The following is a 24,000-nucleotide window of genomic DNA, read 5'->3' on the forward strand; positions in this document are numbered from 1 at the left end:
CGCGCCCCCCCGACCCCGCGCCCGGGCGTGCGAGTTAGCGCTCTCCCGCGCCCCCCCCCCCCCCCCCCCCCCGGCCCCCCCCCCGCCCGCGCGCCCCCCCCCCCCCGGGCCCGGGGAGTGAGAACGATCACTCGGCGTCGAGCTGCGCACCGACCTCGTCGGAGATGTCGAAGTTGGCGAAGACGTTCTGCACGTCGTCGCTGTCCTCCAGCACGTCGATCAGCTTGAGGATCTTGCGGGCGCCGTCGACGTCCAGCTCGACCTGCATGCTCGGGAGGAAGTTGGCCTCGGCCGAGTCGTAGTCGACACCGGCGTCCACCAGCGCGGTGCGCACGGCGACCATCTTGGTGGCCTCGGAGACGATCTCGAACGCGTCGCCGAGGTCGTTGATCTCCTCGGGCTCCTGGTCGAGGACGACCTCGAAGAGCTTGTCCTCGTCCACGCCGTCAGCCTTGGGGACGATCACGACGCCCTTGCGGGTGAACAGGTACGACACCGAGCCCGGGTCGGCCATCGAGCCGCCGTTGCGGGTCATCGCGACGCGCACGTCGGAGGCGGCGCGGTTGCGGTTGTCGGTGAGGCACTCGATCAGGACGGCGACGCCGTTCGGGCCGTAGCCCTCGTACATGATCGTCTGGTAGTCGGCGCCGCCGGCCTCCAGACCGCCACCGCGCTTGACGGCGCGGTTGATGTTGTCGATCGGGACCGAGCTCTTCTTCGCCTTCTGGATGGCGTCGTAGAGGGTCGGGTTGCCGGCCGGGTCGGAACCGCCGGTGCGCGCCGCCACCTCGATGTTCTTGATCATCTTGGCGAAGAGCTTGCCGCGCTTGGCGTCGATCACGGCCTTCTTGTGCTTGGTGGTAGCCCACTTAGAGTGGCCGGACATTCGCCAGCTCCTTTACGTCGCCAAAGGGAAATGAAACAGATGAGATCTTACCGGTGTCGTCACCGGAAAGGCGCACACGGTCAGCGCCGTCCCAGGTGCTCCTCGACCATCGCGACGAAGTAGGCGTGCACCCGGTGGTCGCCGGTGAGCTCCGGGTGGAAGGAGGTCGCCAGCAGGTTGCCCTGGCGCACGGCCACGATCCGGCTCTCCGGACCGTCCGCGGCGGGCAGCTCGGCCAGCACCTCGACACCCGCGCCGACGCCCTCGACCCAGGGGGCCCGGATGAAGACGCCGTGCACCGGCGCGTCGCCCAGGCCCTCGAAGGCGACACCGGACTCGAAGGACTCGTTCTGGCGGCCGAAGGCGTTGCGGCGCACGGTCATGTCGATGCCGCCGACGGTCTCCTGGTCGTCCCGGCCGTCCAGGATCTTGTCGGCCAGCATGATCATGCCCGCGCAGGTGCCGTACACCGGCATCCCGGCGGCGACCCGCTCGCGCAGCGGGTCCATCACGCCGAACAGCAGCGCCAGCTTGGACATGGTGGTGGACTCCCCGCCGGGGATCACCAGCGCGTCGACCTCGGCCAGCTCCTCGGCACGGCGCACCGGGCGGGCGAGCGCGTCGGCCTCGGCCAGCGCGACCAGGTGCTCGCGGACGTCACCCTGGAGGGCGAGGACGCCGATGACTGGAGTGCTCACGGTCTTCAACCTCGTTCGATCGTTCTACGGATGTACGTGACGCGGCCCGCCGCGCGCCAAGGCGCTGCGGCGGGCCGGCACAGGGGGCGACTACCAGCCGCGGTTGGCGTAGCGCTCGGTCTCCGGCAGGGTGTCGCAGTTGATGCCGACCATGGCCTCGCCGAGGTTGCGGGAGGCGTCCGCGATGATCTTCGGGTCGTCGAAGAAGGTGGTGGCCTTCACGATGGCGGCGGCGCGCTTGGCCGGGTCGCCCGACTTGAAGATGCCCGAGCCGACGAAGACGCCCTCGGCACCGAGCTGGCGCATCAGCGCGGCGTCGGCCGGGGTGGCCACGCCACCGGCGGAGAACAGCACGACCGGCAGCTTGCCGAGCTCGGCGACCTCCTTGACGAGCTCGTACGGGGCGCGCAGCTCCTTGGCGGCGGCGTACAGCTCGTTGTTGTCGAAGCCGCGCAGCTTGGCGATCTCGTTCTTGATCTGGCGCAGGTGGCGGACCGCCTCGACGACGTTGCCGGTGCCGGCCTCGCCCTTCGAGCGGATCATGGCCGCGCCCTCGGCGATGCGGCGCAGGGCCTCGCCCAGGTTGGTGGCGCCACAGACGAAGGGGGTGGTGAAGGCCCACTTGTCGGAGTGGTTGACCTCGTCGGCCGGGGTCAGCACCTCGGACTCGTCGATGTAGTCGACGCCGAGCGACTGAAGGACCTGGGCCTCGACGAAGTGGCCGATCCGCGACTTGGCCATCACCGGGATGGAGACCGCCTCGATGATCTCCTCGATCATGTTCGGGTCGGACATCCGGGCCACGCCGCCGTCCTTGCGGATGTCGGCCGGAACCCGCTCCAGCGCCATGACGGCCACCGCGCCGGCGTCTTCAGCGATCTTGGCCTGCTCGGCGTTGACCACGTCCATGATCACACCGCCCTTGAGCTGCTCGGCCATGCCGCGCTTCACCCGGGCGGTACCGATCTGCGGCTGGTCTGCGGTGGTGGGGGTGGTGGACACGTGAGACCTCACTCGAAGATGAACCAGTGCTATCGCCCTATGGTAGGCGGAACGGGTGACGCAACCATGCGCCACCAAGTCCAGCCCGGACGACGGGATGCGACAAACGGGCCGTATCCGAGCACAGCCTAGGCGGGTGCCCCTTCGGGCGTGAGCGCGGGCGGCGGAGCATCGTCCATCTCGAACGCCAGCGGGAACGGAGCCTTCCCCGCCAGCCGGAAGTACCGCACCAGACGGTGCTCGCGCACCGCCCGGGCCGCCCGCACCGCGTCGTTGTGGAACCGGCGCGCCATCGGCGCCCGGCGCACCGCCGCCGTCAGGTCGCGCACCGCGTCCTCGCCGCCCGGCTCCGCCACCAGCGCCGCCACCTGCTCCGGCTCGGCGAACACCGCCCGCAGCGCCAGGCTCAGCTGGCTCTCCGCCACCTCACGCTGGTCGTCCTCGGCCTGCCGGGCCGCGTGCGCCGCGTCCAGCAGCAGCAGCGAGGCCGCCGGGTCCAGCAGCGAGGACGTGGCCAGCTCCATCGCCACCGAGGCCCGACGGACCAGCTGCGCGTCCAGCGCCGCCCGCGCGGCGTCGATCCTGGCGTGCAGCCGGTCCAACCGACCGGCCGTCCAACTCAGGTACATGCCGAACAGCACCACGGCCACGCCGGCCCAGATCCAGGTAGTCACGGGGCGCAACGCTACCGGGTGTCACCGGCTCAGCCCTCCGCGCTCGCGCTCCGGTAGGACCCGCGGTCGATGTCGGAGACGTTCACCGCGGTGTGCAGCCGGGTGCCCGGCGCCGGCGCGACGTGCTCGGCCAGCAGCGCCAGCACGCCCTCGCTGAGCGCCGCCTTCGCCTCCGGCGTACGGCCCGGGAAGATCTGGAACTCGACGTACACCTGCGCGGCGGCCTCCTCGCCCTCCCCCACCACGAAGTCGTCGTTCTGCCGGAACAGCGTCTTGCACGCCTCCGGCTTCGCGTCGATCGTCCCCACCGCGAGCCGGTTGATCGCCACGCCCAGCGCCCGGCGGTCGAAGGAGCCGGCCAGGCTCGGCGAGTAGTCGACGGAGATCTGCGGCATCGGTGCCCCCATGCGTCGTGCCCGAATACGGTCGACCGACCCTAACGCCGCCGGCACCCCGGAAAAGTCCCGGGCCGGCCGGGCTCGGTCCCGGGCTCAGTCCCGGGCCAGCCCGAACCGGCCGCGCCGGCCGCTGCGCACGTCCTCCTCGACCACCGCCGCGGCCCCCGCCGCCACCGTCTCGTACACCGCCAGGATGTCCGCGCCGACCGTCGACCAGTCGAACCGCCGCACGTACCGCGAAGCGGCCTTGCTCAGCTCCCCCAGCCGCCCCGGATCGCCCAGCAGCCGCAGCGCCGCAGCGGCCAGCGCGTCCGCGTCCTCCACCGGGAACAGCTCGCCCGCGTCCCCGCCGTCCAGCACCTGCTTGAACGCGTCCAGGTCGCTGGCCAGCACCGGGGCGCCCGCCGACATCGCCTCGACCAGGATGATCCCGAAACTCTCGCCACCGGTGTTCGGCGCCACGTACAGGTCCACGCTGCGCAGCAGCCGGGCCTTGTCGCGGTCGCTCACCATGCCGAGGAACTCCACCTGCCGGCGGACCTCCGGCGCCAGGCCGGCGACGGCCTCCTCCTCGTCCCCCTTGCCCGCCACCAGCAGCCGCACGCCCGGCCGCTCGACCAGGATCTTCGGCAGCGCCGCCAGCAGCGTCGGCAGGCCCTTGCGCGGCTCGTTGATGCGGCCGACGAAGCCGATCGTGCCCGGCTCCCCCGCCGCCGCGCCGCCGCGCCAGCGCTCGTCCGGCTCGGCGTCCGCGAAGAAGCCGACGTCCACGCCGTTCGGGATCACCACCGCGTCGCCGCCCAGGTGCTCCACCAGCGTCCGCCGGGCGTACTCCGACACCGCGATCCGGGCCCGCATCTTCTCCAGGCCGGGCTGCAGGATCGGCGAGGCCGCGATCATCGCCCGCGAGCGCGGGTTGGAGGTGTGGAACGTCCCCACCATCGGCCCGGACGCCGACCAGGCGGCCAGCATCGACACGCTCGGCGCGGCCGGCTCGTGCACGTGCAGGATGTCGAACCGGCCCTCGTGCAGCCACCGCCGCGTCCGCGCCGCCGACAGGACGCCGAAGCTCAGCCGCGCCACCGACCCGTTGTACGGCACCGCCACCGCCCGCCCGGCACCGACCACGTACGGCGGCAGCGCCTCCTCGTCCTCGGCCGGCGACAGCACCGAGACCTCGTGGCCCAGACCGATCAGGTGCTCGGCCAGGTCCCGGATGTGGAACTGCACCCCACCGGGGACGTCCCAGTCGTACGGGCAGACGATGCCGATCTTCACGGGTTCCTCATGCTCCTTCGGGTACTCCTGCTGGCCGGGATCAGGACCCGGAGGCCTCGGCCGCCGGCTCGCCGGCCGGCTCCGGCGCGGCCGCCCGGGCCGCCTCGGAGTGCGGCGCGGCCGCCTCCTCCACCGTCTCACGGACCGGGAGGTCGGCCAGCCAGAACCGCTGCAGCATGTGCCAGTCCTCGGGGTGCTCGCGGATCGCCTGCTCCCACACCTGCGCCAGCGCCTGCGTCATCACCTGCGTCCGCTCCTTGCGGTCGCCCTCCTGCGGCACCGGCACCTCGGGGTGGATCCGCGCCCGCATCACCGGGCCGTCGTACCAGAGCGTCACCGGCAGCAGCGCCGCCCCGGTGCGCTGGCACAGCGCCGCCGGACCGGCCGGCATCCGGGTCGCCTCCCCGAAGAACGACACCTCCACGCCCGCCTCCGAGAGGTCCCGGTCCCCCACCAGGCAGACCAGTCGGCCCTCGCGCAGCCGTCGCGCGAGCGTGCCGATCACGTTCACCCCGCCCCCGGTCAACGCCAGGACCTCCATGCCCTGGCCCTCCCGGAACTCCACGAACCGGTCGAACAGCCGCTCCGGCTTCAACCGCTCCGCGACCGTGGTGAACGGGAAGCCCAGCTGCGCCACCCAGGTGCCCGCCAGGTCCCAGTTGCCCATGTGCGGCAGCGCGATCACCGCGCCCCGACCGGCCTCGATGTGCTCTCGCAGGTTCTCCAGGCCCTCCGACCGGACGTCCCGGGCCACCCGCTCCCTGCTCCAGACCGGCAGCCGGAACGACTCCATCCAGTACCGCAGGTACGAGCGCATCCCGGCCCGGGACAGCGCCCGCAGGCCCGCCTCGTCCAGCCCTGGACGGACCCGGCGCAGGTTCGCCTCCAACTGCAGCACCCGCTTGCCCCGCCGGCGCCAGGCGTAGTCCGCCAGCCGGTCGAACAGGCCCCGCGCCACCCGCTCCGGCAGGTGCTTCAGCACCGCCCAGCCCAGCGCGTACGCCCAGTACACCAGTCGGTCCGTCACCGCAGGACGCCCCCCATCAGCTCCCGGCCGCCGCTCGGTCGGCCTCGAACGCCTCCCGGCGCACGGTCAGCATGCGCTGGACCACCGTCACCAGACTGCCCACCGCGACCAGCCACAGCGCCACCGGCAGCAGCCACTCCACGTACGGCACCCCGAACTTGTGCAGACCCGCGACCCCGGCCGCCACCAGGCTGGCCACCAGCCGCTCGGCCCGCTCCACCAGCCCCGACACGTCGCACGGCAGCCCCTGGCTCTGCGCCCGCGCCTTGGTGTACGACACCACCAGCCCGCTCGCCAGGCAGCAGATCGCCACCGCGCACAGCAGGTTGTCGTCACCCTTGCCCGCGTACCACATCGCCAGACCACCGAAGATCGCCGCATCCGCGACCCGGTCCAGCGTGGAGTCCAGGAACGCCCCCCACCTGGTGCTCCGGCCCAGCTGGCGGGCCATGTTCCCGTCCACCAGGTCCGAGAAGATGAACAGCGTGATCGTGATGGTGCCCCAGAAGAACTCCCCGCGCGGGAAGAACACCAGCGCACCGGCCACCGAACCGGCCGTACCGATCAGCGTCACGGCGTCCGGGCTCACGCCCAGCCGGATCAGGAACGCGGCGAACGGGGTCAGAACACGTGTGAAGAAGGCACGCGCGTATTTGTTGAGCATGGCCTTCCCGACCGCTCCGATCTCCCTGGTACCCGCCTGGCGCAACACGCGCGGCAGACGGCCGGACGGATCAGCCCGTCCGGCCCACCCATCGTAGCCAGGCCGGAGGCACGCTCCGTCGCACGCACCGCCCGACGACACCCCGGCCACGTCCCACACACGGACGGTCACCGCCCACCCGTACGACACGCGCCGCCGCAGCACCCGCACCTACACTTTCGAAGGACAGCCCCGGCGCGACGGGAGGAGACCCCGATGCCCGACCGCAGCACGGCACGAGCCGCCCAGGCGCCCGCCGTCACCGCCCCCCGGGACCTGCGCAACGTCGTCCTCATCGGCTCCAGCGGTGTGGGCAAGACCACCCTCGCCGAATCCCTCGCCCTCGCCTCCGGCGCCACCGGCCGGGCCGGTCGCGTCACCGACGGCACCACCGTCTCCGACCACGAGGACATCGAGCACCACCAGCAGCGCTCCGTCCAGCTCTCGCTGCTCCCGCTCGAATGGAAGGGCGTCAAGATCAACCTGATCGACCCGCCCGGCCACCCCGACTTCACCGCCGACCTGCGCGCCGCCCTGCACGCCGCCGACGCCGCCGTCTTCGTCGTCTCCGCCACCGACCCCGTCACCGCCCCCACCCGCGCACTCTGGCGCGAGTGCGCCGCCGAAGGCATCCCGCGCGCCATCGCCGTCGCCAAACTCGACCTCGCCCGCACCGGCTTCGACGACATCCTCACCGCCTGCCACGACGCCTTCGACCTGGGCCCCGACACCCTCCGCCCGCTCTTCCTGCCCGTCCTCCACGACGGCCGCCCCGACGGCAGCGTCGACCTGCTCACCGGCGACACCTACGGCCGGGCCACCCCGCTGCCCGACACCGGGCCCGCCCACGACAGCCTCGTCGAGGCCATCTCCGGCCAGGACGACACCCTCATGGAGCGCTACCTCTCCGGCGACACCCTCGACACCGACGCCCTCGAAGCCGGCCTGCGCCGCGAAGTCCTCGGCTGCGCCCTCCACCCCGCCGTCCCCACCAGCGAGAACGGCCTCGGCGCCACCGAACTCCTCGACCTGATCGTCCACACCTTCCCCGACCCCAGCGAACGCACCCGCCCAGCCCCCGATTGCGACCCCGACGCCCCGCTCGCCGCACAGGTCGTCCGCGTCACCGGCGACACCTACGTCGGCCGGATCAGCCTGCTGCGCCTGTACGCCGGCACCCTGCGCCCCGACACCCGCATCCACCTCGCCGGCCCCGCCCACAGCGCCGACCAGAACGGCGACGAACGCGTCACCGCCCTCAGCAGCCCCTTCGGCAAGCTCCAGCGGCCCGTCCCGCACGCCGTCGCCGGCGACCTCGTCTGCATCGCCAAGCTCACCACCGCCCGCGCCGGCGACACCGTCCACGACCCCGGCCACCCCGTCGACCTCGACGGCTGGAACCTCCCCGAGCCCCTGCTCCCGATCGCCGTCGAAGCCCACAGCAAGGCCGACGACGACAAGCTCTCCCAGGCCCTCACCCGCCTCACCGCCGAGGACCCGGCCCTACGCCTCGAACAGAACCCCGCCACCCACCAGCTCGTCCTCTGGTGCACCGGCGAGGCCCACGCCGAGGTCGTCCTCGACCGCCTGCGCACCCGGCACGGCGTCCACGTCGACACCGTCGAACCCCAGGTCGCCCTCCGCGAGACCTTCGGCACCGCCGCCGCCGGCCACGGCCGGCTCGTCAAGCAGTCCGGCGGCCACGGCCAGTACGCCATCTGCGACCTGGAGGTCGAACCCCTCCCGGCCGGCTCCGGCTTCGAGTTCCAGGAGCACGTCGTCGGCGGCGCCGTCCCCAAGCACTTCATCCCCTCCGTCGAGAAGGGCCTGCGCGCCCAGCTCGCCAAGGGTGTCGCCACCGGCCACCCGCTCGTCGACGTCCGGGTCACCCTCACCGACGGCAAGGCCCACTCCGTGGACTCCTCCGACGCGGCCTTCCAGGCCGCCGCCGCCCTCGCCCTGCGCGACGCCGCCGAACACGCCGTCATCCGACTGCTCGAACCCGTCGCCGCCGTCACCGTCCTGCTGCCCGACGACTACCTCGGCGCCGTCCTCGGCGACCTCTCCGCCCGCCGCGGCCGCGTCCTCGGCACCGAGACCGGCGGCCCCGGCCTGACCCTGCTGCGCGCCGAGGTCCCCGAACTCGAACTCGTCCGCTACCCGGTCGACCTGCGCTCACTCACCCACGGCACCGCCGAGTTCTCCCGCGCCTACCTGCGCCACGAACCCATGCCGACCGCCCTGGCCACCCGCTACACCGACTGAGCGCCCTGGCGCCGAGGCAGCGCGCACGCCGCCGTACCCCCCGGCATCCGGTGCCGGTTGCGCGCCACCCAGCGGTACGCCAGGCCCGCCACCGGCCGCACCGGCGCCGACGCCAGCACCGCCCCCAGGTACGCCCACGCGCCGCCCGAACGCATCAGCAGCCGCGCCACCGCCTGCGCGCCCCCGTACACCCGGCCCGCCGGCGTCACCCACAGCACCTCGCGCTCCGCCCGCTCCGCGGCCACCTCGCCCAGCCCGCCCGCGCGCACGTCCAGCGCCGCCAGGTCCTCGAACTGGAACGGCACCGCGTCCCAGCCCCCCGAGGCCAGCGTCTGCCGCAGGTAGCGCTCCGCCCACCGCACGCAGGACGAGCAGAACGAACAGTCCCCGTCGAACACCAGCACCGGATCCATCGCCTGGGCTCCCTTCCTCGCCGTCACGGCCATCCTGCCCCACCCCGACGACCCGCCGCCGACCGGGTATCGACCAGCCCGAAGCTGGGCATCATGCCTCTCAAGCCCGGGCGCGGCCCGATCGTGACGGCACTTCAGACGATCATGCGCGCGGCGACACCACGGCACGATAACCTGCCGCTGACAAGGGGAGGAGGGGACGCCACCGTGACCACACTCGACATGACTCCGGGTGCGCAGATACCCCGCACCGACGCCGGGCCGCAAACCGGAGTCACCCCGGCGCTCTCCTCGGTCGCGTACCGCGACGGCAAGATCGAGGACTTCGTCGGCAAGGTCACCGCCGCGACCCACAAGAAGCCCCGGTTCAAGCTCTTCGAGGCGAACCTCGGCGAGGCGTTCAGCGCCGCCGTCATCTCCCGCACCGTCGGTGCCGGGCGCAAGCCGATCGTGCCCTCGTTCGGCACCGACACCCGCCAGATCGTCGAACACTGCCTGGCCGCACAGGAGTTGCGGGCCGCGCGGGACCGCAAGCTCACCGTGGTCACCCTGCTCTTCGGCCTGCTCGCCCTGCCCGGCACCCTGATCTGGATCGGTGCGTTCTACCTGCGCATCTACCTCATGAAGGGCAAGGCCCTCCAGGACGAGCTCTACGGCGCCCTCGCGCTCCTGGCCGCCGCCGTGGTCTCCGTCCTGTTCCTCGTCAAGCCCCCCGTCAACGGCCCGCTCGGCGTCTACCTGCGCGTCGCCATGATCCCGCCGATCATCGGCGGGATCCTCGCCCGGCGCATCGTGCTGCGCTCCACCAAGGAGCTCCGCGAACGCTGGCTCGCCCTCGCCGAGGGCAGCTCCGTCGCCGCCACCGTCTCCAAGGCCGTCCCCCGCGACGACCTCGACAAGAAGGCCGTCGACCTGCGCGACAAGCTCGCCCGCATGGAGGCCGAGCAGGAGACCAACGTCCAGCACTACGCCGGCCCCAAGGGCATCCTCGGCGTCGGCAAGCGCTGGGGCGAATGGCGCCTGGTCGACGTGATGCGCCCCGCCGCGGGCCACTCCGACTTCCGTGCCTTCCACCCCTGGGACCTCGTCCGGAAGATCTCCTCGCACCTCAAGGGGCTCGCCGTCAGCGAGGTCGCCAACAGCGGGATGACCAACATCACGGTCAAGCAGTGGGCGGTCCTCGAAATCGGCGAGAACGCCGACGAGATCTCCCGCCCCGGCAACGCCGACATGGACGGCGACCGGATGCGCGACTTCGCCCTCCAGACCATCGCCGACAAGCAGACCTTCGCCGGCGGCGGCCCCCGGCACTACCTCGCCACCCAGTTCATCACCTTCGACGGCAAGCTGATCATCACCTTCACCGTCACCGTCACCCTGCTCGCCAACACCCTCACCGTCACCGTCGCCGGCTACGCGCTCGGCCCGGTCAACGGCGTCTTCTCCGACAAGCCCTCGGCCAAGGAGAAGACCGTCCAGAAGACCGGCAAGTTCTGGGAGGAGCGCACCGTCAAGCTCCCCCTGATCGACAACGACGAGGTGGTCCGCCAGGCCCTGCGCGCGCCGCTCACCCGCGCCCCCGGGCTGCTCTCCTGGCTCGGCGGCGGCCTGGGCCTGCCCGAGCCGTTCGGCTTCCGGCACGCCTGGGCGAGCCCGCCGTGGGGCAGCCGGTTCATGACCGACAACGCGCTCAACGCCTCCGTCCCGGTCCTCGGCGCCGTGCACGCCGCCACCCTGGAGTTCCTGGAGGAGCACGACCTGGACACCGACCGCTTCAAGAACCGCGCGTCGATCATCAAGTCCGAGGCCCAGGGCACCCGCCCGTACAAGGTCGACCAGTTCGAGTAACCCCGGCCCGCGCACACCGGAGGGGCCCGCCACCGACTCAGCGGTGACGGGCCCCTCCGGCGTTCCCGATCAGTCCTGCGGCCAGGCCTCGGCCAGCATCTTCCGGGTGTCCGCCAGCAGTTGCGGCAGCACCTTGGTGTGGCCGACCACCGGCATGAAGTTGGTGTCCCCGCCCCAGCGCGGCACCACGTGCTGGTGCAGGTGCGCCGCGATCCCGGCACCGGCCGCCGTGCCCTGGTTCATCCCGATGTTGAACCCGTGCGCCCCCGAGGCCGCCCGCAGCGCGGTCATCGCCCGCTTGGTGAAGTCGGCCAGCTCGGCCGTCTCCGCCTCGTCCAGGTCGGTGTAGTCCGCGACGTGCCGGTACGGGACCACCATCAAGTGGCCGCCGTTGTACGGGTACAGGTTCAGCACCGCGAACACGGCGGCGCCCCGGGCGATGACCAGCCCGTCCTCGTCGCTCAGCGAGGGGATCGAGCAGAACGGACAACCGTCGTCCGGAGCCGGACCGGTGGGCTTGTTCTCACCCTGGATGTACGCCATCCGATGGGGGGTCCACAGGCGGCGGAAGCCGTCCGGCTCCCCGACGCCCCGCTGCAGTTCCGGCTCAGTCGTCATGCTGATCAGCATATTCGCCCAGCGCTGCTTGCAAAGCCGCGCGGGGCGGACTCATGAAGAGCCCGCCCCGCGCGTGGTGGTCCGAAGGCGTCACACCTGGATGCGGTTCTTCACCGCTTCCACGATCTCGGCGACGGCGTCCGCCACCGGCACGCCGTTCTTCTGCTCGCCGTTGCGGTAGCGGAAGGACACCGCGCCCGCCTCGACGTCGTCGTTGCCCGCGATCAGCATGAACGGCGTCTTGGACCTCTGCGCGTTCCTGATCTTCTTCTGCATGCGGTCGTCCGAGGTGTCCACCTCGACCCGGATCCCCTGCTTCTTCAGCTCGGCCGCGACCTCCAGCAGGTACGGCACGTGCTCGTCGGTGATCGGGATGCCCGTCACGGTGACCGGGGCCAGCCACGGCGGCATGGCGCCGGCGTAGTGCTCCAGCAGCACCGCGAAGAACCGCTCGATGCTGCCGAACAGCGCGCGGTGGATCATGACCGGCCGCTGGCGCGAGCCGTCCGCCGCCGTGTACTCAAGATCGAAACGTTCGGGGAGGTTGAAGTCGAGCTGGATCGTCGACATCTGCCAGGTCCGGCCGATCGCGTCGCGCGCCTGGACCGAGATCTTCGGGCCGTAGAAGGCCGCGCCGCCCGGGTCCGGCACCAGCGGCAGCCCCTGCTTCTCGGCCACGCTGGCGAGGACGGCGGTGGCCTCCTCCCAGGTCTCGTCCGAGCCGACGTACTTGACCGGGTCCTTGGTCGACAGCTCCAGGTAGAAGTCGGTCAGACCGTAGTCGCGGAGCAGGTTGAGCACGAAGGTCAGCGTCGAGTCGAGCTCCTCCGCCATCTGCTCGCGGGTGCAGTAGATGTGCGCGTCGTCCTGCGTGAAGCCGCGGGCGCGGGTCAGGCCGTGCACGACGCCGGACTTCTCGTAGCGGTACACCGTCCCGAACTCGAAGAGGCGCAGCGGCAGTTCACGGTACGAGCGGCCGCGCGCGTCGAAGATCAGGTTGTGCATCGGGCAGTTCATCGGCTTGAGGTAGTAGTCCACGCCCTCGTCGAGCTGCATGGGCGGGTACATACCGTCCGCGTACCAGTCGAGGTGGCCGCTCTTCTCGAAGAGCTTCCCCTTGGTGGCGTGCGGGGTGTAGACGAACTCGTAGCCCTCTTCCTCGTGCCGCTTGCGCGAGTAGTCCTCCATCGCCCGGCGGATGATGCCGCCCTTGGGGTGGAAGACGGCGAGGCCGGAGCCGATCTCCTCGGGGATGGAGAAGAGGTCCAGCTCGTTGCCGAGCTTGCGGTGGTCGCGCTTCTCGGCCTCGATCAGGAAGTCGAGGTGGGCCTTGAGCTCGTCCTTGGTCGGCCAGGCGGTCCCGTAGATGCGCTGCAGCATCGGGTTCTTCTCGCTGCCGCGCCAGTAGGCGGCCGCGTTGCGCATCAGCTTGAACGCCGGGATGTACCGGGTGCTGGGCAGGTGCGGGCCGCGGCAGAGGTCGCCCCAGCACTGCTCGCCGGTCTTGGCGTCCAGGTTGTCGTAGATGGTGAGCTCGCCGGCGCCGACCTCGACGTCGGCGCCCTCGCCGGCGGTGGCGGCGGAGCCCTTGAGGCCGATCAGCTCCAGCTTGTACGGCTCGGCGGCCAGCTCCTCGCGGGCGGACTCGTCGGTGACCACGCGGCGGGAGAACTTCTGCCCGCGCTTGATGATCTCCTGCATCCGCTTCTCGATGGCCTTGAGGTCATCGGGGTGGAAGGGCTTCTCGACGTCGAAGTCGTAGTAGAAGCCGTCCTTGACCGGCGGGCCGATGCCGAGCTTGGCCTCGGGGTAGAGCTGCTGCACGGCCTGCGCCATGACGTGCGCGGTGGAGTGGCGCAGGATGTCCAGGCCGTCCTTGCTGCCGATCGCGACCGGCTCGACCTCGTCGCCGTCCTGGACGGCGTACGCGAGGTCCTTGAGCTGGCCGCCGACGCGGGCGGCGATGATCGAGCGGTCGTCGGCGAAGAGCTCGGCGGCCGTAGTGCCCGTGGTCACCACGCGCTCTTCCCGATCGGGTTCGCGGTTGATGATTACCCGGACGTCCGTCACCGGTCTCTCCTGACGTGCTGGATTCAGAGGACGCAACACTGCGCTGCGCGTGACGATGGTACCGAGCGCGTCGACCCGGCCGCGCACCTACGCCCCCTCTCCCCCTTCCCCGAGGCCTCCGTCGAGCTCTTCGCCGAGTCCCTCCCCGAGGGACTTCAGCAGCCGCTCGCGGTCGGCGTCCTCCCAGCCGCACAGTTCCAGGCCCTGCGGCCGGGTGAGCCGGCGGAAGCCGCCGCGGCTCTCCAGCCGGCCGGCGACCCGGACCGGCAGGCCCGCGAGGTGGGCCTCGGCGGCGAGCCGGTAGTCGGGGTCGGGCAGGCGGAGCTTGAGCTCGCGGACTTCGGCGCCGCCGAGGACGCGCAGCCGTACCGCGCCCGGTCCGGCCGGGTCGGCGCGCTTGAGCCGGACGACCACGCCGACGACGGTGACGGCGACGGCGGGCTCGATCCGTTCGAGCAGTTCGGCGGCCTCGGTCAGGGCGGGCAGGTCGCCGGGCGAGAAGTCGAGGACGACCCGGCGGTCCCCGAAGCCGCCCGGGGTCCCGGCGGTGGCGGACCAGGCGACGGTCAGCCTGGTCGCCGTCGCGCCGCGGACCAGGTCCTCGACGGACTGGACGAGTTCCCGGCTGACTCCGGCCTGGACGGCGTTCTCGAAGGCCTCGGGCCCCCCGCTGACCCGGCGGTAGTCGACGGCGTCGCGCAGTGCCTCCAGGGCGCGGACCAGGGTGGTGACGGCGGCCCGGCCCTCGGGCGCGGGGGTGTAGGCGGTGAGGGCGGCGCCCTGCTCGACGACCAGGACGCGGTCCAGGAAGTCCCCGGCGTGGGCGTCCAGCCGGGCGCCGAAGTAGGCGGCCGTGGCCCGGCCGGCCTTGGCCCCGGCGGCGAGCATCGCGCGGGCCGCCCGTTGGAGCCGCTCGGCGTCGTCCCAGGTGGCGGCCTCGGCGGGGCCGGCCGGCTCCCGGTGCCAGCGCAGTTCGTCGCCGGGGACGGCGAGTGCGAGCAGGATGGCGCGGGCGGACGGGGTGGAGGAGCGGGACAGCGCGGTGACGGCGTCGGCGAGGAGGTCGACGGCGTCGTCGAAGCCGTCCCCGGCGGGGACGAGGACGCTGGTGCCGGACTCGTCGTCGGGCGGCGTCCAGCGGCCGTAGCGGGCGGCGGGGCCGCCGCGCCGGACCCAGCCGTGCCGGGCGAGCAGGGTGGCGAGCACCGCCGGGTCGACTGCGGCGGGGTCGGGCAGGGCCTGGACCGGCTCGCCGGGTGCGTGCGGCGGTGTCATGGGTGCTGCTCCTCGCTGCCGGGGCCGGGACCGGGGCGGGCGGTCACGGGCTGCCACCCGCGCCGACCCGGGCCATGATGTCGCAGAGCGCGCGGTCGTCGAAGACCTTGCCGGTGGGGACCCGCACGTTGGTACGCCGCTGTCCGGTGACCGGGTGGCCGGCCAGGTTGACCCAGTAACAGCAGTGCCGCAGTTCCAGCGCGTCCGGGCGGGCGTGCAGCCAGCGGTCGACCCGCCGCGGCAGCAGCATCACGACCAGGATGCGCGGCACGGCGACCCTCGCCCGGGCGAGCTTGTGCAGGTGGTCGTTGTCGAGGGTGAAGCTGAAGAACGGCCCGGTCGGATCGGCCGCGATCTGCTGGGTGGCCTTCAGCTGGATCTTGATGGTGACCTCGTCGTCCACCTCGTGCGCCCGGGAGCCGTGGCTGACCTGCCAGTCGATCCCGTTGTCCGGGAACGGCTGGGAGAGCGAGCAGCCGGCCGCGGCGGCGACCGCGTGCAGGTAGCCGACCTGCAGCGTCTCCATGCAGGCGGTGACCGCCAGGTTCCCCCGTAGAACGGCCGCCGCCCCCTCGGGCTGCGGCTGCGTCAGTGCCATCGCCCCGTGGCCTCCCCCTGCTCCGGGCCCGTCCGGATCGGAACGACGGGCCCACAGGCAGGATCCCCGGTCGGGCTTGCGCCAAACGGTTGAACGGGTGTCAGAACCGGGTATCAACCGGGCGCGCGGAACGCTCGCCTGAGGGGCAGTCATGCAGCAGCACTGGTACACCGGCCCACTCGCCTCCTTCGACACCGAGACCACCGGAGTGGACGTCGAGACCGATCGGATCGTCTCGGCCGCCCTGGTCGTCCAACTCGCCCCGGGTCGACCGGTGCAGACCACCACCTGGCTCGCCGATCCGGGCGTCCCGATCCCGGACGGTGCCCGGGCCGTGCACGGCATCACCGACGAGTACGCCCGGACGCACGGGCGCCCGGTCGGCGCGGTGGTGGCGGAGGTCACCCGCGCGCTGGCGGACCAGGCGCGGGCCGGGCGCCCGGTGGTGGTGATGAACGCGCCGTACGACCTGACGCTGCTGGACCGGGAGCTGCGCCGCCATCACGGGCTGACGCTGACCGACGGGGTGGGCACGGCCGGGCTGGTGGTGCTGGATCCGCGGGTGCTGGACAAGCACGTGGACCGCTACCGCAAGGGCCGTCGGACGCTGACCGACCTGTGCGCGCACTACGGCGTGGAGCTGGCCGGGGCGCACGACGCGGCGGCGGACGCGACGGCGGCGCTGGCGCTGACCCGGCGGATAGGCGCCCGCTACCCGGCGGCGCTGGGCGGGCTGACGGCGGCGGAGCTGCACCTGCGGCAGGCGGTCTGGCACGCGGCGCAGGCGCGGGGGCTGCAGAACTGGTTCGACCGGTCGGGGACGCCGGAGCGGGTGGACCTGTCCTGGCCGCTGCGGCCGGCCCGGTGCGGCTGCGGCCGCCGGCTGGAGCCCGAACACGGCTGCGAGGCGGCGGCGTAGCGGCGGCCGACGGATGCCCGCGAGCGCTGGCCCCGAACGCGCCGCAGGCCCTGACCGGTTTCCTGGTCAGGGCCTGCGTGCTGTCCGGTGGGCGATACTGGGATCGAACCAGTGACCCCTTCGGTGTGAACGAAGTGCTCTCCCGCTGAGCTAATCGCCCGGGCAACGAGAAGAACAGTAGCACCATTTGGCGGTCGTCGTACAACTCGCCCCTTCCGGGTACTGCTGGCGCATCCGCAGAACTCGCGCTCCACGCGGAAGATGACTGAGCCTCAGCCGCATTCCGGATGGCTCTTCGGATGGATTCCGGAAATACACGTGAGGCCCAGCCGATAATCGGCTGGGCCTCACGTATCACAATGCATTCCGGTGGGCGATACTGGGATCGAACCAGTGACCCCTTCGGTGTGAACGAAGTGCTCTCCCGCTGAGCTAATCGCCCGGGTGCAGGGAAAACATTACCGCATCCCGGAGGGTGGTCCGAACACCCTGGTCACGGCGGCCCCGGCCCCGGACCGCTCAGCTCTCGCCCGCCGTCCAGGGGACGGCCAGGCCGTACCGGGCGAAGTACCAGCCGCCGATCCCGACGACCGCGGCGAGGCCGATGGCGGTGACGGTGAGGTTGCGGCGGCGCACCCGCGGGTCCATGGCCCGCCGGGCGGCCTCGGCGACCTTGCGGCGGCTCCACCGCAGCACCAGCCGGGCCCAGTCGAACTCGGTGGCCCAGACCCCCATGCCCAGGAAGATCACCACCCAGCCGGGGCCGGGCAGCGGCAGCATGATCACGCCGAGGACGACCACGGCGAGGCCGGCCAGGAAGATCGCCGCCTGCCAGGCGAGGTGCAGCGGCCGCGAGCGGCGGACGAACGCCGGGGCGCGGGAGCCGGCCGCGTCATCCGACGTGACCGGTTCACCCGATCCCGTGTTCTTGGCCGTCTTGTCGTTTCGCACAGTCATGCCAGGAAACTAACCAAGAAGCGGCCCGGTAATGCCCGACCGGGCCACTCCGGGATGATTCCGCAATGCGCCGTAAGGGGTACGACTCGCGCCCGAATCGGGACAGAGGGGTTTACATCGGGCTTGGGGGTGGGATGGTCCGTTCGCCGACGTGCGATTCCCCGAGCGCACACTGAGCGAAAGGCCATGGCGCTTATGAACACCACGGTCAGCTGCGAGCTGCACCTGCGCCTCATCGTGTCCAGCGAGTCCTCACTGCCCGTCCCCGCGGGCCTGCGCTACGACACCGCCGACCCCTACGCCGTGCACGCCACGTTCCACACGGGCGCCGACGAGACCGTGGAGTGGGTGTTCGCCCGAGATCTCCTCGCGGAGGGGCTGCACCGACCGACCGGTACCGGCGACGTCCGGGTCTGGCCGTCCCGCAGCCACGGGCAAGGGGTGGTCTGCATCGCGCTGAGCTCTCCGGAAGGAGAAGCCCTGCTGGAAGCCCCGGCCCGGGCGCTTGAGTCATTTCTCAAGCGGACGGACGCCGCGGTGCCACCCGGCACCGAACACCGCCACTTCGACCTCGACCGGGAGCTGTCCCACATCCTCGCCGAAAGCTGATCCCGCCCGGAGGCGGTCACGCCCCGCCATCGGCGGGGTGGTACCTCCTGCCGTCACCGCTGCCGTCCTACTCGGGGGCACGGCAGCACTCAGCCGCGCGCGACGCGGCCTCGGGGCCGGTGGGCGGCCCGATCCCATCGGAGCGGGTCCGCGACACCGCAGGCGCCCGGCAACGAGGCCGGCCATCCATACGGGTGGCCGGCCTCGCTGCCGGGCGCCGTCGGCATTTCGGGGGGTCCTTCGCGGGCCCGGCCGCCCGGACGCCGTCCGCTCCACGGCACTCTGACGGAATCCGTACGCACCTTCGAAAGAACCCACCGCCCTTCCGCCGCAAGGCCCGGTATGGTCTGGGGTAACCGTGGACGCGGGGTTCCGGAGTCCCCTGCGCGAGGAGTCCCCAACGTGCTGATCACCCATGACACCGAGTGCGCACTGAGCATCCTCGTCGAGCTGCTCAACACCGCGCCCGAGGTGTGCGGCACCGAGCGGCTGCCGGACGTGGCCGCACTGGACGCCTTCGTGGTCGGCCAGGAGATCAGCGAGATCGACTCGCTGACCGAGAACGACCTGCGCAAGGTGCACGAGCTGCGCACCCGGCTGCGCGAGGTGTTCGGGACGGAGTCCACCGCCGAGGCCGCCGAACTGGTCAACCGGATCGTCGCGGCCGCCGGTACGACGCCGCGGCTGACCAACCACGACCACCACGACTGGCACATCCACTACTTCGCGCCGCACGCCGCGCTCGGCGACCACCTCGCCGCCGAGCTGGGCATGGCGCTGGCCTTCATCCTGATGGCGGGCGAGCGGGAGCGGTTGCGCCGCTGCGAGGCGCCGGACTGTGCCCGGGTCTTCGTGGACCTCTCCCGCAACCGCTCCCGGCGCTACTGCGACAGCCGCACCTGCGGCAACCGGCTGCACGTCGCCGCCTACCGGGCACGGCAGCGCTCGGCGGAGGCCGTGCCCTCCGCCTGACGCCGACCCCCGCAGGGGTTCGGATGCCGCGTTCGGATGCCGCTCAGATGCCGCGCTTGCGGAGGATCTCCTCGATGTCGGAGAAGTCGCCGAGGCCGTCGTCCCGCTTGCCCCCCGCGGGCTTGCCCGTCGCCGGCTTCTTCGGCGGCGTGGCGGCCACCGCCGGGCGCTCGGGCGCGGCACCGGCGGCCGCCGGGCGGTCCGGCGCGGCGTCCACGGCGCCCCGGCGGCCCACCCAGCGCGTCGTCACCAGCAGGAGCGCGGAGAGGCCGAGCAGCACGATGCCGGTCCAGACCCGGGGGTCGAACACCAGCCTCGTCGCCCAGTCGGCGAACTCGCTGCCGATCGTCCGGGCCACCGGGAACAGGCCGGTCAGGTAGAGCCCGGCGGGCACCAGGGCCACCGCGAACCAGCGGGTCGCGGACAGGAACCGCCGCCGGTAGGCCCGCAGGCCGGCCACGGCCACCCCGCCCGCCGTGAGCGCGAAGCTGATCGCCGCCGTCAGCACGGCAGTACTCCTTCGCTTCCGGTCGTCCTGGTCATCACTGCCTCCCTGTCGGCCTTCGCAGGGGCGCACCGTCGGCCGGAGCGGGCGCCCACTAGTGAAACACTGGGGGAATGATCGATGGTTCCCTCCCCCGGCTCGAGTTCTGGTGCGACCTCCAGTGTCCGGACTGCCGCACCGCGCTGGACGACGTACGGGCACTGCGCGCGCGGTACGGCGACGCGCTGCCCGTCGAGGTCCGCCACTTCCCGCTGGAGAAGCACAAGCACGCCTACGCGGCCGCGGAGGCCGCCGAGGAGGCGTTCGCGCAGGGGCTGGGCTGGCCGTTCGTGGAGGCGCTGCTGGCCCGGACCGAGGAGTTGGACGCCCGCGGGCAGCAGGTGCTGCTGGAGGTGGCCCGGGCCGTCGGGGTGGACGCCGAGGAGGTCGACACCGCGCTGATCGACGGCCGGCACATGCTCACCGTGGACGCCGACCAGGCCGAGGGCCGGGCGATCGGGGTCACCGGCACGCCGACGTACGTGATCGGCGGGCAACGGCTGGACGGCGGGCAGAGCCAGGACGGCCTGCGGGACCGCATCGTGGCCGCCATCGAGGCGGCGGCGGGTTCCTGACGTCACGTCGGGTCACAGCGGCTTTCCGTAGATGCGGTTGGTGACCCGGTAGCCGAGCGAGGCGTAGAGGCGGATCGCGACCTCGTTCCCGGCGAACACGTTGAGGCCGAGGTCGCGCACGCCGGCGGCCAGGCACTCGCGTTCGGCGAGCAGCATCAGCGTGCGGCCGTGTCCCCGGCCCCGGTGGGCCGGGGACACCTCGACGGTCATCACCCAGGCGAGCGGCCCGCCGTTCGGCAGGTCGCGCCGGTGGAAGTCCACCCAGAGCGAGCCGAGCGGCTCGGCTTCGCCGTCCGCGCGCAGGCGGCGCAGGGCGACGCCGGGGCTGTCGGCGCCTTGCGGGAGCTGGCGCTGGTGGTCCAGCTGGGATCGGGCGCGGGCCTGCTCCTCGCTGAGCCCGGACTCCACGAGCGAGCGGAGGTAGCCCCGCGCGGCCCGGTCGAGCCAGGCCTGGAACTCCGGGGGCTCGATCCGGTCGGCGGTGATGCCGGCGGGCAGGGCGGGGGCGGCGGTCAGCCGCTTGGCCAGGTTCCGCATCCGCTCGGTGTAGCCGAGGGTGGTGGCGAGCCCCCGGGCGATCCGCGCCGTCTCGGGGATGTTGGCGTCCACCCGGGTGCAGTCCCAGTTGCGCAGCACCTCCTCCGCGGCCAGCGCGCCGAACGTGCCGCGGCCCCGACCCCGGCCTTCTCTGACCTCCAACTCCGATATCTCGCCCCAGAGTTGGCTGCCGTGCGGGATGGCGGTGGTGCGCAGCGCGCCGACCTGGCGGCCGTTGGCGCAGATCTGCCAGCGCCTGGTGCGGCCGCCGGCGTCGGTGGGTGTCTCCGGGCCCTCGGGGCGCAGCGTCGTGGTCATGTGGTGGTCCCTTCCCCGCGCCCGGGCCCCTATGCCCGGGTTGCCGTTGCGGGGATCACGGGTCGAGGTCGTCGCCGCTGCGTTCGGCGAAGACGGCCATGGCCTTGGCGGTGACGGGGCCGATGCCGGGCAGCTCGCGGTCGTCCACCCGGGTCACGGCCTGGACGTCACGGGTGGTGGAGGTCAGGAAGACCTCGTCGGCGTCCTGGAGGGCGCTGAGCGGCAGGTCGGCCTCCTCGGCGCCGCACCAGTCGACGACCAGCTGCCGGGTGATGCCGGCCAGGCAGCCGGAGGCGAGGGTGGGGGTGAGCAGGCGGCCGCCGAGGACGACGAAGACGTTGGAGCCGGTGCCCTCGCAGAGCAGGCCGACGGTGTTGGCGAACAGGGCCTCCGAGGCGCCGGCGCGGTGGGCGGCGGCCAGGGCGACGACGTTCTCGGCGTACGAGGTGGTCTTGAGGCCGGCGACGGCGCTGTGCTCGTTGCGGCGCCACGGGACGACGGCGGCGGCGGTCTCGTCGGGGCGGCGGTTGATCGCGCCGAGGGCGACGACGAGGGTGGGGCCGGCGGTGCCGCGCTCGGAGCCGAGCGGGGAGGTGCCGCCCGTGTAGGTGACGCGCAGGCGGCCGAGCGGGGCCGGGTTGGCGGCGAGGACCTGGGCGCAGGCCTCGCGGACCAGGTCGTGGTCCGGGTCGGGCAGGCCGAGGCCGCGGGCGGAGCGGGTGAGCCGGTCGAGGTGCCGGGTGACGGCGAAGGCCCGGCCGTCGGTGGCCTTCAGGGTCTCGAACACCCCGTCGCCGGTGGTGAGTCCGTGGTCGAGGACCGAGACGGCGGCGTCGGCGGAGTCGACGAGCGCCCCGTTGACCCAGCTCGTGGTCGGGTTCTGCATCGAGGGCTGCTCCTTGGGCGGGGTGGGGGCGGGCGGTTCATGCCCCCGTCGGGTCGGTGTCGCTGCCCGACGCTATCGCGACCAGGCGGGCGGCCTTCAGTTCGGTTTCCGCCCACTCGCGGTCGGGGTCGGAGCCCCAGGTGATGCCGGCGCCGGTGCCGAAGCGCAGCACGGGCGCCTCGGGGTCGGTCCGGTCGAGCCAGAAGGTGCGGATGCCGACGGCGAGTTCGCCCTCGCCGCGGTCGGCGTCGACCCAGCCGACGGCGCCGCAGTACGGGCCGCGCGGGGCGGTCTCCAGGGCGTCGATGATCCGCAGGGCGCTGGACTTGGGGGCGCCGGTGACGGAGCCGGGCGGGAAGGTGGCGGCGAGCAGCTCGGGCCAGCCGGCGCCCTCGCGCAGGGTGCCCTCGACGGTGGACACCAGGTGGACCAGGCCGGGGTGCTTCTCGACGGCGCACAGGTCGGGGACGGTGACGCTGCCGGTCGCGCAGACCTGCCCGAGGTCGTTGCGGACCAGGTCGACGATCATCACGTTCTCGGCGTGGTCCTTGTCGAGGAGGTCGTCCTCGGTGCGGCCGGTGCCCTTGATCGGGCCGGAGGAGACGGTGCGGCCGGTGCGGCGCAGGTACAGCTCGGGTGAGGCGGTGGCGATCTCGACGCCGTACCCGGGCAGGCGGATGGTGCCGGCGTAGGGGGCGGGGTTGCCGTGGGCGAGGAGGCCGGTGAGGGCGTCGACGTCGCTGCGGGCCGGGTCGGGCAGCGGTGCGGACAGCACGCGGCAGAGGTTCGCCTGGTAGACCTCGCCGGCGGCTATGTGCTCGCGGATGCGGCGTACGCCCGCGGTGTAGGCGGAGCGGTCCAGGGAGCTGTGCCAGTCGCCGGCCTCCGGTCCGCGCCAGCCGGCGCCCGAGGGCGGCGCGGGGGCGGGGCGGACGTCGTCGAAGCGGGCGCAGGTCAGCCGACCCTCGAAGTCGTAGGCGACGGCCCAGTAGCCGGTGGAGTCCAGGGCCGCCGGGTCCGAGGTGACGTCACGCAGGCCGGTGGCCAGGCGGCCGCCGAAGCGGGCGAGCGGGGTGCTGGGTTCGGTGGGGCCGGACACGGTTCTCCTGCGCGGTGGTCCTGGGCGGCGGTGCCTGAAGTGTAGGTCGGGGGTGCGGGCCCGGCGCGGGGGTGTGACTCGGGGGTGTGAGCAGCGCCCGGCGTCGCGCGGGTGTGCGCCGGGTGGCCTGCGGATGATCGTCCGGAAGCGCCGCAGGTGGCGGCCGGTGGCCGGGTCGAGGGGGCGGCGGGGAGGCGCTCGGCGGGCATCCCATCGGCACGCTGCGGGAACGGATTTTTAGCTGGCCCAGGAATCCGCTAGAGTTCAACACGTCGCCAGGGAGCGCAGCCGAAGAAAAGCGGTGAAGGTCCCGGGAGACAGGCGGACGTGGCTCAGTTGGTAGAGCATCACCTTGCCAAGGTGAGGGTCGCGAGTTCGAATCTCGTCGTCCGCTCGATGGAGAACAGTGTAAGATCGTTCTTCGTGTGTTGCCTGGTGGAGTGGCCGAGAGGCGAGGCAACGGCCTGCAAAGCCGTGTACACGGGTTCAAATCCCGTCTCCACCTCCGAGAGGTTCGACCGGTTCCGGCCGGAAGACCTCCCCGCGCGATTAGCTCAGCGGGAGAGCACTACCTTGACACGGTAGGGGTCACTGGTTCAATCCCAGTATCGCGCACGTCGGATCCTTCGGGGTCTGCTGCAGGACCGCCACACCAGGCGCGATTAGCTCAGCGGGAGAGCACTACCTTGACACGGTAGGGGTCACTGGTTCAATCCCAGTATCGCGCACGTCGGGCCCTTCGGGGTCTGCTGCAGGACCGCCACACCAGGCGCGATTAGCTCAGCGGGAGAGCACTACCTTGACACGGTAGGGGTCACTGGTTCAATCCCA

General features: G+C 72.4%; 24 protein-coding genes and 6 tRNA genes. 10 read left to right on the top strand and 20 right to left on the bottom strand.

The window, feature by feature from the left end:
* Window positions 1–127: 127 nt before the first annotated feature.
* The 8 genes from ACFV6D_RS24280 to pgsA all read right to left on the bottom strand — a co-directional run bounded on the left by ACFV6D_RS24280 (window position 128) and on the right by pgsA (window position 6,627).
* The gene (locus tag ACFV6D_RS24280; protein WP_063346810.1) at window positions 128–886 is read right to left on the bottom strand and encodes a YebC/PmpR family DNA-binding transcriptional regulator; all 759 of its coding nucleotides are present in this window, start codon (window positions 884–886) and stop codon (window positions 128–130) included.
* 80 nt (window positions 887–966) lie between these two features.
* The gene (gene pdxT, locus ACFV6D_RS24285) at window positions 967–1,584 is read right to left on the bottom strand and encodes a pyridoxal 5'-phosphate synthase glutaminase subunit PdxT (protein WP_063350971.1); all 618 of its coding nucleotides are present in this window, start codon (window positions 1,582–1,584) and stop codon (window positions 967–969) included.
* 90 nt (window positions 1,585–1,674) lie between these two features.
* Window positions 1,675–2,586: a pyridoxal 5'-phosphate synthase lyase subunit PdxS gene (gene pdxS / locus ACFV6D_RS24290; RefSeq protein WP_063346811.1), complete on the bottom strand. Its 912-nt coding sequence runs from the start codon at window positions 2,584–2,586 to the stop codon at window positions 1,675–1,677.
* Between the two features lie 128 nt (window positions 2,587–2,714).
* Window positions 2,715–3,215 carry a hypothetical protein gene (locus tag ACFV6D_RS24295; RefSeq protein ID WP_063350972.1) on the bottom strand — a complete coding sequence of 167 codons (501 nt, stop codon included), beginning with the start codon at window positions 3,213–3,215 and terminating at the stop codon, window positions 2,715–2,717.
* Between the two features lie 74 nt (window positions 3,216–3,289).
* Entirely contained in the window at window positions 3,290–3,655 is a 366-nt protein-coding gene (locus tag ACFV6D_RS24300) for a 5-carboxymethyl-2-hydroxymuconate Delta-isomerase (RefSeq protein ID WP_380344290.1), read from the bottom strand.
* 96 nt (window positions 3,656–3,751) lie between these two features.
* Window positions 3,752–4,936 carry a glycosyltransferase family 4 protein gene (locus tag ACFV6D_RS24305; protein WP_380561102.1) on the bottom strand — a complete coding sequence of 395 codons (1,185 nt, stop codon included), beginning with the start codon at window positions 4,934–4,936 and terminating at the stop codon, window positions 3,752–3,754.
* A gap of 40 nt (window positions 4,937–4,976) precedes the next feature.
* A complete protein-coding gene (locus ACFV6D_RS24310; protein WP_380424685.1) occupies window positions 4,977–5,963 on the bottom strand; it encodes a phosphatidylinositol mannoside acyltransferase in 987 nt (328 codons plus the stop codon).
* 16 nt (window positions 5,964–5,979) lie between these two features.
* Entirely contained in the window at window positions 5,980–6,627 is a 648-nt protein-coding gene (gene pgsA, locus ACFV6D_RS24315) for a phosphatidylinositol phosphate synthase (protein ID WP_063346814.1), read from the bottom strand.
* 255 nt (window positions 6,628–6,882) lie between these two features.
* Between pgsA and ACFV6D_RS24320 the strand changes: the two genes are divergently transcribed.
* Entirely contained in the window at window positions 6,883–8,931 is a 2,049-nt protein-coding gene (locus ACFV6D_RS24320) for an elongation factor G-like protein EF-G2 (protein ID WP_063346815.1), read from the top strand.
* On the opposite strand, the gene ACFV6D_RS24325 is transcribed toward ACFV6D_RS24320, so the two are convergent.
* Window positions 8,919–9,344, bottom strand: a complete 426-nt coding sequence (locus ACFV6D_RS24325) for a thiol-disulfide oxidoreductase DCC family protein (protein WP_380561106.1) — start codon at window positions 9,342–9,344, stop codon at window positions 8,919–8,921. The genes ACFV6D_RS24320 and ACFV6D_RS24325 overlap by 13 nt on opposite strands.
* A gap of 207 nt (window positions 9,345–9,551) precedes the next feature.
* Between ACFV6D_RS24325 and ACFV6D_RS24330 the strand changes: the two genes are divergently transcribed.
* Entirely contained in the window at window positions 9,552–11,192 is a 1,641-nt protein-coding gene (locus ACFV6D_RS24330; RefSeq protein WP_380561103.1) for a hypothetical protein, read from the top strand.
* A 69-nt stretch (window positions 11,193–11,261) separates the two neighbouring features.
* Here ACFV6D_RS24330 and ACFV6D_RS24335 read toward each other — a convergent pair whose 3' ends face one another.
* The 4 genes from ACFV6D_RS24335 to ACFV6D_RS24350 form a co-directional block, all read right to left on the bottom strand.
* Window positions 11,262–11,822: an HIT domain-containing protein gene (locus tag ACFV6D_RS24335; protein WP_063346816.1), complete on the bottom strand. Its 561-nt coding sequence runs from the start codon at window positions 11,820–11,822 to the stop codon at window positions 11,262–11,264.
* Between the two features lie 78 nt (window positions 11,823–11,900).
* Window positions 11,901–13,880: a threonine--tRNA ligase gene (gene thrS / locus ACFV6D_RS24340; RefSeq protein ID WP_380344302.1), complete on the bottom strand. Its 1,980-nt coding sequence runs from the start codon at window positions 13,878–13,880 to the stop codon at window positions 11,901–11,903.
* A gap of 87 nt (window positions 13,881–13,967) precedes the next feature.
* Complete coding sequence (locus ACFV6D_RS24345; protein WP_380493610.1) at window positions 13,968–15,155, bottom strand: hypothetical protein; 1,188 nt, start codon at window positions 15,153–15,155, stop codon at window positions 13,968–13,970.
* Between the two features lie 43 nt (window positions 15,156–15,198).
* A complete protein-coding gene (locus ACFV6D_RS24350) occupies window positions 15,199–15,753 on the bottom strand; it encodes a DUF4365 domain-containing protein (protein WP_380493612.1) in 555 nt (184 codons plus the stop codon).
* A gap of 151 nt (window positions 15,754–15,904) precedes the next feature.
* Here ACFV6D_RS24350 and ACFV6D_RS24355 point away from each other — a divergent pair, with 151 nt between their 5' ends.
* Entirely contained in the window at window positions 15,905–16,672 is a 768-nt protein-coding gene (locus tag ACFV6D_RS24355; RefSeq protein WP_380561104.1) for a 3'-5' exonuclease, read from the top strand.
* Window positions 16,673–16,760: 88 nt separating this feature from the next.
* Here ACFV6D_RS24355 and ACFV6D_RS24360 read toward each other — a convergent pair.
* From ACFV6D_RS24360 to ACFV6D_RS24370, 3 genes are all read right to left on the bottom strand, one after another.
* Window positions 16,761–16,832, bottom strand: a tRNA-Val gene (locus ACFV6D_RS24360).
* A 210-nt stretch (window positions 16,833–17,042) separates the two neighbouring features.
* Window positions 17,043–17,114 (bottom strand) — tRNA-Val (locus ACFV6D_RS24365).
* Window positions 17,115–17,191: 77 nt separating this feature from the next.
* A complete protein-coding gene (locus ACFV6D_RS24370; RefSeq protein WP_380561105.1) occupies window positions 17,192–17,629 on the bottom strand; it encodes a TIGR02611 family protein in 438 nt (145 codons plus the stop codon).
* 195 nt (window positions 17,630–17,824) lie between these two features.
* Between ACFV6D_RS24370 and ACFV6D_RS24375 the strand changes: the two genes are divergently transcribed.
* Together ACFV6D_RS24375 and ACFV6D_RS24380 are read left to right on the top strand one after the other, a co-directional pair.
* Window positions 17,825–18,238: an SsgA family sporulation/cell division regulator gene (locus tag ACFV6D_RS24375; protein WP_030056266.1), complete on the top strand. Its 414-nt coding sequence runs from the start codon at window positions 17,825–17,827 to the stop codon at window positions 18,236–18,238.
* A 402-nt stretch (window positions 18,239–18,640) separates the two neighbouring features.
* A complete protein-coding gene (locus ACFV6D_RS24380; RefSeq protein ID WP_063346822.1) occupies window positions 18,641–19,210 on the top strand; it encodes a CGNR zinc finger domain-containing protein in 570 nt (189 codons plus the stop codon).
* A gap of 43 nt (window positions 19,211–19,253) precedes the next feature.
* Here the strand turns inward: ACFV6D_RS24380 and ACFV6D_RS24385 are convergent, their stop codons facing one another.
* A complete protein-coding gene (locus ACFV6D_RS24385; protein ID WP_380344315.1) occupies window positions 19,254–19,718 on the bottom strand; it encodes a hypothetical protein in 465 nt (154 codons plus the stop codon).
* A 110-nt stretch (window positions 19,719–19,828) separates the two neighbouring features.
* On the opposite strand from ACFV6D_RS24385, the gene ACFV6D_RS24390 reads away from it, so the two are divergent.
* On the top strand, window positions 19,829–20,329 hold the full coding sequence (locus ACFV6D_RS24390; RefSeq protein WP_063346824.1) for a DsbA family protein: 501 nt from the start codon (window positions 19,829–19,831) through the stop codon (window positions 20,327–20,329).
* A gap of 12 nt (window positions 20,330–20,341) precedes the next feature.
* Here the strand turns inward: ACFV6D_RS24390 and ACFV6D_RS24395 are convergent, their stop codons facing one another.
* From ACFV6D_RS24395 to ACFV6D_RS24405, 3 genes are read right to left on the bottom strand one after another with little or no spacing between them, the layout of a single operon-like run.
* Window positions 20,342–21,184, bottom strand: a complete 843-nt coding sequence (locus tag ACFV6D_RS24395) for a GNAT family N-acetyltransferase (protein WP_363372828.1) — start codon at window positions 21,182–21,184, stop codon at window positions 20,342–20,344.
* 55 nt (window positions 21,185–21,239) lie between these two features.
* Window positions 21,240–22,070, bottom strand: a complete 831-nt coding sequence (locus tag ACFV6D_RS24400) for an aminodeoxychorismate lyase (RefSeq protein WP_063346826.1) — start codon at window positions 22,068–22,070, stop codon at window positions 21,240–21,242.
* 37 nt (window positions 22,071–22,107) lie between these two features.
* Window positions 22,108–23,169, bottom strand: a complete 1,062-nt coding sequence (locus tag ACFV6D_RS24405; RefSeq protein ID WP_380430822.1) for a chorismate-binding protein — start codon at window positions 23,167–23,169, stop codon at window positions 22,108–22,110.
* Between the two features lie 321 nt (window positions 23,170–23,490).
* On the opposite strand from ACFV6D_RS24405, the gene ACFV6D_RS24410 reads away from it, so the two are divergent.
* The 4 genes from ACFV6D_RS24410 to ACFV6D_RS24425 all read left to right on the top strand — a co-directional run bounded on the left by ACFV6D_RS24410 (window position 23,491) and on the right by ACFV6D_RS24425 (window position 23,897).
* Window positions 23,491–23,563: transfer RNA gene (locus ACFV6D_RS24410), tRNA-Gly, on the top strand.
* 40 nt (window positions 23,564–23,603) lie between these two features.
* A tRNA-Cys gene (locus tag ACFV6D_RS24415) sits at window positions 23,604–23,674 on the top strand.
* 38 nt (window positions 23,675–23,712) lie between these two features.
* A tRNA-Val gene (locus ACFV6D_RS24420) sits at window positions 23,713–23,784 on the top strand.
* A gap of 41 nt (window positions 23,785–23,825) precedes the next feature.
* Window positions 23,826–23,897 (top strand) — tRNA-Val (locus ACFV6D_RS24425).
* The last annotated feature ends 103 nt before the right edge of the window (window positions 23,898–24,000 follow it).

Source organism: Kitasatospora sp. NPDC059812, assembly GCF_042732075.1.
In the GTDB taxonomy this organism is placed as follows: domain Bacteria; phylum Actinomycetota; class Actinomycetes; order Streptomycetales; family Streptomycetaceae; genus Kitasatospora.